Origin of the sequence: Streptomyces sp. NBC_00299, assembly GCF_036173045.1 — a bacterium.
Taxonomy (GTDB): domain Bacteria; phylum Actinomycetota; class Actinomycetes; order Streptomycetales; family Streptomycetaceae; genus Streptomyces; species Streptomyces machairae.
The window spans coordinates 7,800,328-7,812,048 of record NZ_CP108039.1; the positions used below are offsets into that span (position 1 = coordinate 7,800,328).

Annotated in this window: 10 protein-coding genes; 9 read left to right on the forward strand and 1 reads right to left on the reverse strand. The window is 69.4% G+C overall.

The window, feature by feature from the left end; genetic code table 11:
* Positions 1–72: 72 nt before the first annotated feature.
* From OHT51_RS34870 to rpsD, 5 genes are all read left to right on the forward strand, one after another.
* On the forward strand, positions 73–780 hold the full coding sequence (locus OHT51_RS34870) for an MBL fold metallo-hydrolase (RefSeq protein ID WP_328428983.1): 708 nt from the start codon (positions 73–75) through the stop codon (positions 778–780).
* A 10-nt stretch (positions 781–790) separates the two neighbouring features.
* Positions 791–2,053: a histidine--tRNA ligase gene (gene hisS, locus OHT51_RS34875; RefSeq protein WP_328882885.1), complete on the forward strand. Its 1,263-nt coding sequence runs from the start codon at positions 791–793 to the stop codon at positions 2,051–2,053.
* A gap of 238 nt (positions 2,054–2,291) precedes the next feature.
* Positions 2,292–2,954: a vitamin K epoxide reductase family protein gene (locus OHT51_RS34880; RefSeq protein WP_328882886.1), complete on the forward strand. Its 663-nt coding sequence runs from the start codon at positions 2,292–2,294 to the stop codon at positions 2,952–2,954.
* Positions 2,955–2,999: 45 nt separating this feature from the next.
* Positions 3,000–4,355, forward strand: coding sequence for a replication-associated recombination protein A (locus OHT51_RS34885; RefSeq protein ID WP_328882887.1), 1,356 nt, complete (start codon positions 3,000–3,002; stop codon positions 4,353–4,355).
* A gap of 304 nt (positions 4,356–4,659) precedes the next feature.
* Positions 4,660–5,274 (forward strand): 30S ribosomal protein S4, encoded by a 615-nt coding sequence (rpsD, locus tag OHT51_RS34890; RefSeq protein WP_147997166.1) that lies wholly within the window; start codon positions 4,660–4,662, stop codon positions 5,272–5,274.
* Positions 5,275–5,302: 28 nt separating this feature from the next.
* On the opposite strand, the gene OHT51_RS34895 is transcribed toward rpsD, so the two are convergent.
* Entirely contained in the window at positions 5,303–7,453 is a 2,151-nt protein-coding gene (locus OHT51_RS34895) for an ATP-binding protein (protein WP_328882888.1), read from the reverse strand.
* Between the two features lie 164 nt (positions 7,454–7,617).
* On the opposite strand from OHT51_RS34895, the gene OHT51_RS34900 reads away from it, so the two are divergent.
* The 4 genes from OHT51_RS34900 to ruvX are packed head-to-tail and all read left to right on the forward strand — an operon-like array spanning position 7,618 to position 11,604.
* Complete coding sequence (locus OHT51_RS34900; RefSeq protein WP_328428987.1) at positions 7,618–8,073, forward strand: DUF948 domain-containing protein; 456 nt, start codon at positions 7,618–7,620, stop codon at positions 8,071–8,073.
* An 8-nt stretch (positions 8,074–8,081) separates the two neighbouring features.
* Positions 8,082–8,432, forward strand: a complete 351-nt coding sequence (locus OHT51_RS34905) for a hypothetical protein (RefSeq protein WP_328882889.1) — start codon at positions 8,082–8,084, stop codon at positions 8,430–8,432.
* Positions 8,432–11,104: an alanine--tRNA ligase gene (alaS, locus tag OHT51_RS34910; RefSeq protein ID WP_328882890.1), complete on the forward strand. Its 2,673-nt coding sequence runs from the start codon at positions 8,432–8,434 to the stop codon at positions 11,102–11,104. Before OHT51_RS34905 ends, alaS begins: the two co-directional genes overlap by 1 nt.
* 35 nt (positions 11,105–11,139) lie before the next feature.
* Positions 11,140–11,604, forward strand: a complete 465-nt coding sequence (gene ruvX, locus OHT51_RS34915) for a Holliday junction resolvase RuvX (RefSeq protein ID WP_328884543.1) — start codon at positions 11,140–11,142, stop codon at positions 11,602–11,604.
* Positions 11,605–11,721 lie beyond the last annotated feature (117 nt).

Below are 11,721 nucleotides of genomic sequence, written 5' to 3' on the forward strand. Positions count from 1 at the left end.
GCGCCGGTAGGCTCTGACGTCAGGCGAAGCCCGCCGACAAACCACCCGTGTCGACACAAACGAAGGACGATCGTGCTCATTGCCGGGTTCCCCGCCGGGGCCTGGGGGACGAACTGTTATCTCGTCGCCCCCGCCGCCGGTGAGGAGTGCGTGATCATCGACCCGGGCCACGAAGCGGCCCCAGGAGTCGAGGAAGCGCTGAAGAAGCATCGGCTCAAGCCCGTCGCCGTCGTCCTCACCCACGGCCACCTCGACCACGTGGCCTCGGTCGTCCCCGTGTGCGGTGCGCACGACGTACCGGCCTGGATCCACCCCGAGGACCGGTACATGATGAGCGACCCCGAGAAGGCGCTAGGCCGGTCCATCGGCATGCAGTTGATGGGCGAGCTGACCGTCGGGGAGCCGGACGACGTCAAGGAGCTGACCGACGGCGCGAAGCTGGCGCTGGCGGGGATGGAGCTCACCGTCGCGCATGCGCCCGGCCATACCAAGGGGTCGGTGACCTTCGGCCTGCCCGAGGCGGCGGACATCCCGCCGATCCTGTTCTCGGGCGACCTGCTGTTCGCCGGCTCCATCGGACGCACCGACCTGCCCGGCGGTGACATGGCCGAGATCCTCGACTCGCTGGCCCGCGTGTGCCTGCCGCTCGACGACTCGACCGTGGTGCTGTCCGGCCACGGCCCCCAGACGACCATCGGCCAGGAGCGCGCCACCAACCCCTATCTGCGGCAGGTGGCCGCCGGCCCGGGAGCCCCCGAAGCTCCCCGACGAGGAATGTGACGAGACTTCCGTGAGCACGTTTCAAGCACCCAAGGGCACGTACGACCTGATCCCGCCGGACTCCGCCACGTACCTGGCCGTCCGTGAGGCGATCGCGGCTCCCCTGCGCAACTCCGGCTACGGCTACATCGAGACGCCCGGCTTCGAGAGCGTCGAGCTGTTCGCGCGCGGCGTTGGCGAGTCCACCGACATCGTGACCAAGGAGATGTACGCCTTCGAGACCAAGGGCGGCGACAAGCTCGCCCTGCGCCCCGAGGGCACGGCCTCGGTCCTGCGCGCGGCCCTGGAGGCCAACCTGCACAAGGCGGGCAACCTGCCGGTCAAGCTCTGGTACTCCGGCTCCTACTACCGCTACGAGCGCCCCCAGAAGGGCCGTTACAGGCACTTCTCCCAGGTCGGCGCCGAGGCGATCGGTGCCGAGGACCCGGCGCTGGACGCCGAGTTGATCATCCTGGCCGACCAGGCCTACCGCTCGCTGGGCCTGAGTGACTTCCGCATCCTGCTCAACAGCCTGGGCGACAAGGAGTGCCGTCCGGTCTACCGGGCCGCGCTCCAGGACTTCCTGCGAGGCCTGGACCTGGACGAGGACACCCTGCGCCGGGCGGAGATCAACCCGCTGCGCGTCCTCGACGACAAGCGCGAGTCGGTCCAGAAGCAGCTCGGGGACGCCCCGCTGCTGCGCGACTACCTCTGCGACGCCTGCAAGGCGTACCACGAGGAGGTCCGCGAGCTGATCACGGCGGCCGGCGTCGCCTTCGAGGACGACCCCAAGCTGGTGCGCGGCCTGGACTACTACACGCGTACCACCTTCGAGTTCGTCCACGACGGTCTGGGTTCCCAGTCCGCGGTGGGCGGTGGCGGCCGCTACGACGGGCTGTCCGAGATGATCGGCGGCCCCGCGCTGCCGTCCGTCGGCTGGGCGCTCGGCGTCGACCGCACGGTGCTCGCCCTGGAGGCGGAGGGCGTGGAGCTCCAACTCCCGTCGTCCACCAGTGTGTTCGCGGTGCCGCTCGGCGAGGAGGCTCGTCGGGTGCTGTTCGCGAAGGTCACCGAGCTGCGCAAGGTCGGCGTCGCGGCGGACTTCTCGTACGGCAACAAGGGCCTCAAGGGCGCCATGAAGAACGCCAACCGCAGCGGCGCCCGCTACACGATCGTCGCCGGCGAGCGCGACCTCGCCGAGGGCGTCGTCCAGCTCAAGGACATGGAGTCCGGCGAGCAGGCGGCCGTCGGCGTCAACGAGATCGTGGCCGAACTGGAAGCCCGGCTGGGCTGAGTTCGGAAAGTTCGGGAAAGGGCGGGCACCGCTTCGGTGTCCGCCCTTTTGCCGCCCTGAAGGCACCTGCAGGCACCCTGAAGGGCCTTGACGTCGTCCTGACGGTGTCCTGAACAGTGCGCCCCGGGACAGTCGCGCGTATTTCCTTATCCCCAGCGAACGGTGGGAAGGCGTGCGTGTACGGCACAATGTGCCCTGTCCGGAGAAACTCCAAGTCTCAAGTGACGGAATCGGCGTGATGAGCAAGACGACAGTCAAAGACGTCTCCACCGAGCCCGAGCCGGAGCGTGCCGAGGCGTCGCCCGGTTCGGCGGGCAGCAGCCGTGCGTTCGCCCTGATGCTGGTGATCACCGGTGCAGCCGGCGTGCTTGCCGCGTGGGTCATCACGATCGACAAGTTCAAGATCCTCGAGGCGAAGGTCGAAGGGAAGTCCTTCACGCCCGGCTGCAGCCTGAACCCGATCGTCTCCTGCGGCAGCATCATGGAGAGCAAGCAGGCGGCCGTCTTCGGGTTCCCCAACCCCATGCTCGGCCTGGTCTGTTACGGCATGGTCATCTGCGTCGGTATGAGCCTGCTCACCCGCGCCCGCTTCCCGCGCTGGTACTGGCTGACCTTCAACTTCGGCACGCTCTTCGGCGTCGCCTTCTGCACCTGGCTGATGTACCAGTCGCTGTACAACATCAACGCGCTGTGCCTGTGGTGCTCGCTCGCCTGGGCCGCGACGATCACGATGTTCTGGTACGTGACCTCCTTCAACGTCCGCAACGGCTTCCTGCCCGCGCCGCGCCCGCTGAAGATCTTCCTCGCCGAGTTCACCTGGGTGCTCCCGGTGACGCACTGCGGTGTCATCGTCATGCTGATCCTGACCCGCTGGGGCAGCCAGCTCTGGGCCGCCTCCTGACCCGCTCGGACGTCGATGTCAGTGGGGTGAATTAGGGTTTCCAACGTGGAGCCCGACCTATTCACCGCCGCCGCAGAAGAACGCCAGGAGAAGGACCCAGCCGGAAGTCCCCTGGCGGTGCGCATGCGCCCGCGCACCCTGGACGAGGTCGTGGGCCAGCAGCACCTGCTCAAACCGGGCTCGCCCCTGCGCAGACTCGTCGGCGAGTCCGGTGGCGGGCCCGCCGGACCGTCCTCAGTGATCCTCTGGGGCCCGCCCGGCACCGGCAAGACGACCCTGGCGTACGTCGTCTCCAAGGCCACCAACAAGCGCTTCGTCGAGCTCTCCGCCATCACCGCCGGGGTGAAGGAGGTCCGCGCGGTCATCGAGGGCGCGCGGCGCGCCACCGGCGGCTTCGGCAAGGAGACCGTCCTCTTCCTCGACGAGATCCACCGCTTCAGCAAGGCCCAGCAGGATTCCCTCCTCCCGGCCGTCGAGAACCGCTGGGTGACCCTGATCGCGGCGACCACCGAGAACCCGTACTTCTCGATCATCTCCCCGCTGCTGTCCCGCTCCCTCCTGCTCACCCTCGAACCCCTCACCGACGACGACGTCAGAGGCCTGCTGAAGCGGGCCCTGAGCGACGAGCGGGGACTGAGCGACGCCGTCGGACTCCCCGAGGACACCGAGGAGCACCTGCTGCGCATCGCCGGCGGTGACGCCCGCCGCGCCCTGACCGCCCTGGAGGCGGCAGCCGGAGCGGCGCTCGACAAGGGCGAGTCGCAGATCGGCCTCCAGACGCTGGAGGAGACGGTCGACCGGGCGGCGGTGAAGTACGACCGCGACGGCGACCAGCACTACGACGTGGCCAGCGCCCTCATCAAGTCCATCCGCGGCTCCGACGTAGACGCCGCTCTGCACTACCTGGCCCGGATGATCGAGGCAGGCGAGGACCCCCGCTTCATCGCCCGCCGCCTGATGATCTCCGCCAGCGAGGACATCGGCCTGGCCGACCCGAACGCCCTGCCGATCGCGGTCGCCGCCGCCCAGGCCGTCGCCATGATCGGCTTCCCCGAGGCCGCCCTCACCCTCAGCCACGCCACCATCGCCCTCGCCCTCGCGCCCAAGTCAAACGCCGCGACGACCGCGATCGGCGCCGCCATGGACGACGTACGCAAGGGCATGGCGGGCCCCGTGCCGCCCCACCTGCGTGACGGGCACTACAAGGGCGCCGCCAAGCTCGGGCACGCGCAGGGGTACGTCTATCCGCACGACCTCTCCGAGGGCATCGCCGAGCAGCAGTACGCCCCGGACGCCCTCAAGGACCGCGAGTACTACACCCCGACCCGGCACGGCGCCGAGGCGCGGTACGCGGACGCGGTGGAGTGGACCAGGAAACACCTCGGTCGGAAGCGGTCCTGAGCACCCTGTAGAATCCGTGGCAGTGCTGTGTCCCGTGCAGTCAGAACGGGACGGTCAGCCGGAGCCCGGTCCTCCTCGGAAGGTCGGCTCCAGGAGCGTCGCGCACCGTCGATTCGGTGTCGCGGGCAGCCCACCACCACTCGTCGCACGACGAGAACGGTCGGTGGGCCACTCGCGTGCTGCACGTATGTGCCCAGACCAGGGGAGCGGCTGCCCGACAGGTCCTCGGACCTCAAGGGTTTCCCCGGCTGCGGATGCGACCTCCCTCAACCCTGACAAGCCGAGAACAAGGAAATGAGAAGCAGTGGCGAATCAGTCCCGCCCCAAGGTCAAGAAGTCGCGTGCCCTCGGCATTGCGCTGACCCCGAAGGCCGTCAAGTACTTCGAGGCCCGTCCCTACCCGCCGGGTGAGCACGGCCGTGGCCGCAAGCAGAACTCGGACTACAAGGTCCGTCTGCTGGAGAAGCAGCGTCTGCGTGCGCAGTACGACGTGTCCGAGCGCCAGCTCGTCCGCGCCTACGAGCGTGCCTCCAAGGTTCAGGGCAAGACCGGTGAGGCCCTGATCATCGAGCTCGAGCGTCGTCTCGACGCCCTGGTGCTGCGTTCGGGCATCGCCCGCACCATCTACCAGGCCCGTCAGATGGTCGTGCACGGCCACATCGAGGTCAACGGCCAGAAGGTCGACAAGCCGTCCTTCCGCGTCAAGCCCGACGACGTCGTGATGGTTCGTGAGCGCAGCCGCGAGAAGACCCTCTTCTCGATCTCCCGCGAGGGTGGCTTCGCCCCCGACGGTGAGACCCCGCGCTACCTCCAGGTGAACCTCAAGGCCCTGGCGTTCCGCCTGGACCGTGAGCCGAACCGCAAGGAGATCCCGGTGATCTGCGACGAGCAGCTCGTCGTCGAGTACTACGCCCGTTGATCCTTCAGCGGTCGTAGGCTTCTGCGCCTCAGCCCGCCGTCTCCTCGCCCCTCCGGGTGGGGGAGGCGGCGGGCTTTCGCATGGTCACGGTCGCCGTGACATGCCGTACCGGACCTCGCGGCGACGGAACGCCGTCCGACGGCAGCCGCGCCCGGCGCACCGCCTCCTCGCGGCCGAGCGCCGCCCCCTGCCGTGCGCACTCCTCGTACCGCTCGTCGCCCAGCCGTTCCCGAGCTGCCGTCTCGCACAGCTCGTGCGGCGCGTTGAAGCACGCCGAGCCGAACAGCGGCAGCCCCACCGACGGCCACATGCCTGACGCGGCGCCCTGCAGCACCGCTGCCTCCACGGGATCGCCCTCCGCACCGGTCAGCAGGGCCAGCAGTTCCACCGCCAGCACCGAGCCGAGCAGGTCGTGGAAGGAGTGGGCGCTGCCGAGGCAGTCCGACAGCAGCGCGCGGGCGCCGGGCAGGTCGCCGTCGGCCCAGGCGGCGTACGCCAGGACGTACAGCGCGTAGGAGCGCGCCCAGCGCTCGCCGTGGTCCTCGCACACCCGGCGGACGTCCTCGCACAGCCGCACCGCGTCCGGCAGGTCGCCCTGGAACGCCCGCGTCATCGCCAGCTCCACCTGGCCCATCAGCACATTGCTGTTGAGCTCGCCGATCTCCTGATAGCGGCCGAGTGCCGAGCGCAGCAGCGTTTCGGCACGCTCCATGTCGTCCGAGAGCAGGGCCAGACAACCGGTGCGATGCTCGGCGTACGCCACCGCCGTGGGGTCGGCGGCATGTTCCGCCTCCTCACGGCACTGAGACAGCACCCCCAGGGCGGGCACCGTGTCGCCCTGCAGGATCGCCACATAGCCCAGCACCCACAGGGCCTTCAGCCGGGACTGCTCATGACCGGAGTCCAGCGCCACGGCCTGCTCCAGCCAGTGCCGCCCCTCCGACAGCCGGCCGCAGCCGACCCAGTAGAACCACAGGGAGCCCGCGAGGTACTGGCCCAGATGCGCGTCGTCCGGCTCGCTCAGACAGTGGTCCAGGGCGCGGCGCAGATTCGGCAGCTCCGCCTCGACCCGCGCGGCCACCTCGTCCTGTCGCGGTGAGAACCACTCCAGCTCGCACCAGGTCGTCAGGCCCAGATACCAGTCGCGGTGCCGGCGCCGCAGCCGGGCCGCGTCCCCGGTCGCCGCCAGCCAGTCGGCGCCGTACACCCGGATCATGTCCAGCATGCGGTAGCGCACGCCGGCCGCGGTCTCCTCGCGTGTGACCACGGACTGCGCGAGCAGCTGGGAGAGCACCTCGAGGATGTCGTCGGAGTGCAGGCCCTGGCCGCCGCACACGTACTCGACGGCCTCCAGGTCGAACCGGCCCGCGAAGACCGACAGCCGCGCCCACAGCAACCGCTCCTCGGGCGTGCACAGTTCATGGCTCCAGCCGACCGCCGTACGCAGCGTCCGATGGCGCGCCAACCCGTCCCGCCCGCCGCCGGTCAGCAGCCGGAACCGGTCGTCGAGCCGCTCCAGCACCTGCCCCGGGGACAGCATCCGCAGCCGCCCGGCGGCCAGCTCGATCGCCAGCGGGATCCCGTCCAGGCGACGGCACACCTCCCGTACGTCCGCGTCGTCCGCCACGACCACCGAGGGCTGGGCCGCCCGGTCCACGAGCAACTCCACCGCCTCGTCCTCGCCGAGCGGTGCCAGCGGAAACAGCAGCTCGCCCGTCACGCCCAGCGGTCTGCGCCCCACGGCGAGCACCCTCAGGCCCGGCAGCCGGCGCAGCAGTCCGCTCACCAGCTCCGCACAGGCGTCCACCAAGTGCTCGAAACCGTCCAGGATCAGCAGGAGTTGACGCCCGGCGAGGTGCGCCAGCAGTGTCTCGTAGGGCAGGCGGGTCGTGTGGTCCGTCAGCCCCAGCGCCTCCACGACCGCGTAGTCGACGAACTCCGGATCACGCACCGACGCCAGGTCCACGTGCCACACACCGTCGACGGGCGTGCACCGCGAGGCCGCGCGTGCCGCCAGCCGTGACTTGCCGACGCCGCCCGCCCCCGTCAGAGTCACCAGCCGCGCGGCACCGAGCGCCCCGGCCAGCCCGGCGAGTTCGGCCGAGCGGCCCACGAACGTGTTGAGCTCCAGGGGCGGACCGACGGACTCGGGGGAGTGGGCGCGCTGTTGATCCCGCATGGGATACGGAGCGTACTGAAGCGTGTTCGGTCCGTACAATCGCTTCTCGCGACTCGGCTCCGTGCGGGGCGGTAATCCGGTGTGGAGCGGCATCCCCGGCGCGATAGGCTCGGTGCACGACTTTTTCGATGTAGACCGATGTAGAGGCACGTTTCAGGGAGCGGGTGCACACAGTGTCCGGTGGAGAGGTGGCCGGGATCCTGGTGGCCGTCTTCTGGGCGATCCTGGTCTCCTTCCTCGCCGTTGCACTGGTGAGGCTGGCCCAGACGCTCAAGGCGACCACCAAGCTCGTGGCGGACGTGACCGACCAGGCCGTCCCGCTCCTGGCAGAGGCCTCCACGGCGGTGCGCTCCGCACAGACCCAGATCGACCGGGTCGACGCGATCGCCACCGACGTTCAGGAGGTCACGTCGAACGCCTCGGCACTGTCGACCACCGTCGCCTCCACCTTCGGCGGCCCACTGGTCAAGGTCGCGGCCTTCGGTTACGGCGTCCGCCGGGCCCTCGGCGGCCGCAAGGACGACGCGCCCGCCAAGGCGCCCCGGCGTACCGTGATCGTGGGCCGCACGGTTCCGGCCTCGCGACGGGACAAGCGAAACCTCCGCGGAAAGAGGGACTGAGACCCAGCATGTTCCGCCGTACGTTCTGGTTCAGCACGGGCGTTGCCGCCGGTGTGTGGGCCACCACCAAGGTCAACCGGAAGCTGAAGCAGCTGACCCCCGAGAGCCTCGCCGCGACCGCGGCCAACAAGGCGATCGAGGCCGGTCACCGGCTCAAGGACCGCGCGGTGGGCTTCGCCCTCGACGTCCGCGACAACATGGCGCAGCGGGAGGAGGAACTGGGCGACGCGCTGGGCATCAACGCCCCCGTCGACCACGAACTCCCCGCACCCCGGCGGTACGCCGCCATCGAGAACCGCAATGACCCGAAGTACGTCGACAGGACGACGTACTCGCACAACCGAAACGAGGACCACTGATGGAGTCGGCCGAGATTCGCCGCCGCTGGCTGAGCTTCTTCGAGGAGCGCGGGCACACCGTCGTCCCTTCGGCGTCGCTCATCGCGGACGACCCGACTCTGCTCCTCGTCCCGGCCGGCATGGTGCCGTTCAAGCCCTACTTCCTGGGTGAGGTCAAGCCGCCCTACGCCCGCGCCACCAGCGTCCAGAAGTGCGTGCGCACGCCGGACATCGAAGAGGTCGGCAAGACCACCCGGCACGGCACTTTCTTCCAGATGTGCGGAAACTTCTCCTTCGGCGACTACTTCAAGGAAGGCGCCATCAAGTACGCCTGGGAGCTGCTCACCAGCCCCCAGGACAAGGGTGGTTACGGCCTGGAGCCGGAGAAGCTCTGGATCACCGTCTACAAGGACGACGACGAGGCCGAGCGCATCTGGCACGACGTCGTCGGCGTGCCGAAGGAGCGCATCCAGCGCCTCGGCATGAAGGACAACTACTGGTCCATGGGTGTCCCGGGTCCGTGCGGCCCCTGTTCCGAGATCAACTACGACCGCGGCCCCGAGTTCGGCGTCGAGGGCGGCCCCGCCGTCAACGACGAGCGGTACGTCGAGATCTGGAACCTCGTCTTCATGCAGTACGAGCGCGGCGAGGGCATCGGCAAGGACAACTTCGAGATCCTCGGCGAGCTCCCGAGCAAGAACATCGACACGGGCCTCGGCCTGGAGCGACTCGCCATGATTCTGCAGGGCGTGCAGAACATGTACGAGATCGACACCTCCATGGCCGTCATCAAGAAGGCCACCGAGCTGACGGGTGTGGCCTACGGCGACGCCCACGACTCGGACGTCTCCCTGCGCGTGGTCACCGACCACATGCGCACGTCCGTGATGCTCATCGGCGACGGCGTGACCCCCGGCAACGAGGGCCGCGGCTACGTCCTGCGCCGCATCATGCGCCGCGCCATCCGCAACATGCGTCTGCTCGGCGCCACCGGCCCGGTCGTCAAGGACCTGGTCGATGTCGTCATCGGCATGATGGGCCAGCAGTACCCCGAGTTGGTCACCGACCGCGAGCGCATCGAGAAGGTCGCCCTCGCCGAGGAGAACGCCTTCCTCAAGACGCTGAAGGCCGGCACCAACATCCTCGACACGGCCGTCACCGACACCAAGGCCTCCGGCTCCACGGTCCTTCCCGGCGACAAGGCCTTCCTGCTCCACGACACCTGGGGCTTCCCGATCGACCTCACCCTGGAGATGGCCGCCGAGCAGGGGCTGTCCGTGGACGAGGACGGCTTCCGCCGTCTGATGAAGGAGCAGCGGGAGCGCGCCAAGGCCGACGCCCAGGCCAAGAAGACCGGCCACGCCGGCGCCGGCGCCTACCGTGAGATCGCCGACAAGACCGGCGAGACCGAGTTCATCGGCTACGGCGACACCGAGGGCGAGTCCACCATCGTCGGCATCCTCGTCGACGGGGCCTCGTCCCCGGCCGCCACCGAGGGCGACGAGGTCGAGATCGTCCTCGACCGCACCCCGTTCTACGCCGAGGGCGGCGGCCAGATCGGCGACACCGGCCGGATCAGGGTCGACACCGGTGCCGTCATCGAGATCCGCGACTGCCAGAAGCCGGTGCCGGGTGTGTACGTCCACAAGGGCGTCGTCCAGGTCGGCGAGGTCACGGTCGGTGCCAAGGCCCACGCCTCGATCGACTCGCTGCGCCGCCGCGCCATCGCCCGCGCCCACTCGGCCACGCACCTCACCCACCAGGCTCTGCGTGACGCCCTCGGCCCGACGGCCGCCCAGGCCGGTTCCGAGAACCAGCCGGGTCGCTTCCGCTTCGACTTCGGTTCCCCGTCCGCCGTGCCGACGGCCGTGATGACCGACGTCGAGCAGAAGATCAACGAGGTCCTTGCCCGCGACCTCGACGTGCACGCCGAGGTCATGGGCATCGACGAGGCCAAGAAGCAGGGCGCCATCGCCGAGTTCGGCGAGAAGTACGGCGAGCGCGTCCGCGTCGTGACCATCGGCGACTTCTCCAAGGAGCTGTGCGGCGGCACGCACGTGCACAACACCGCCCAGCTGGGTCTGGTGAAGCTGCTCGGCGAGTCGTCGATCGGCTCCGGCGTGCGTCGTATCGAGGCTCTCGTCGGCGTGGACGCCTATAACTTCCTCGCCCGTGAGCACACGGTCGTCGCCCAGCTCCAGGAGCTGATCAAGGGCCGCCCGGAGGAGCTCCCGGAGAAGGTCTCCGCCATGCTCGGCAAGCTGAAGGACGCCGAGAAGGAGATCGAGAAGTTCCGCGCCGAGAAGGTGCTCCAGGCCGCCGCCGGTCTCGTCGAGTCCGCCAAGGACGTCCGTGGCATCGCCGTCGTCACCGGTCAGGTTCCGGACGGCACCACGCCGGACGACCTGCGCAAGCTGGTCCTCGACGTGCGCGGCCGCATCCAGGGCGGACGTGCCGCCGTGGTCGCCCTGTTCACGGTCAACAACGGCAAGCCGCTCACGGTCATCGCCACCAACGAGGCCGCCCGCGAGCGCGGCCTCAAGGCCGGCGACCTGGTCCGTACGGCCGCCAAGACCCTAGGCGGCGGAGGCGGCGGCAAGCCGGACGTCGCCCAGGGCGGCGGCCAGAACCCGGCCGCCGTCGGCGACGCCGTCGACGCCGTCGAGCGGCTCGTGGCGGAAACGGCCAAGTGAGCGACGACACACAGTCGAGCGGTGACGGCCGCGGCATGCGCCGCGGCCGTCGCCTGGCCGTCGACGTCGGGGACGCCCGCATCGGCGTCGCCTCCTGTGACCCCGACGGGATCCTCGCCACCCCGGTGGAGACGGTCCCGGGCCGGGACATCCCGGCAGCTCACCGGCGTCTGAAGCAACTCGTCGACGAGTACGAGCCGATCGAGGTCGTCGTCGGTCTCCCACGCTCCCTCAAGGGAGGCGAGGGCCCGGCCGCGGCCAAGGTCCGGGGCTTCACCCAGGAACTGGCCCGCATGATCGCGCCCGTACCGGTCAGGCTCGTGGACGAGCGGATGACGACCGTGACGGCAAGTCAGGGACTGCGTGCCTCTGGCGTGAAGTCGAAGAAGGGCCGGTCGGTGATCGATCAGGCCGCCGCTGTGATCATCCTGCAGCAGGCGCTCGAATCCGAACGGGTGTCAGGTAAAGCACCGGGAGAGAGCGTCGAAGTGGTTATCTGATCGCGATACGGTAACGTTCCGCGCGATGCGCCGGTGTTCGAACAGCCGGCGCACAAAGAGAGGCGGGACGGGATCCGGATCGTCAGCAGCCGCGTGACCGCCGCCTCGCGGCTCTAG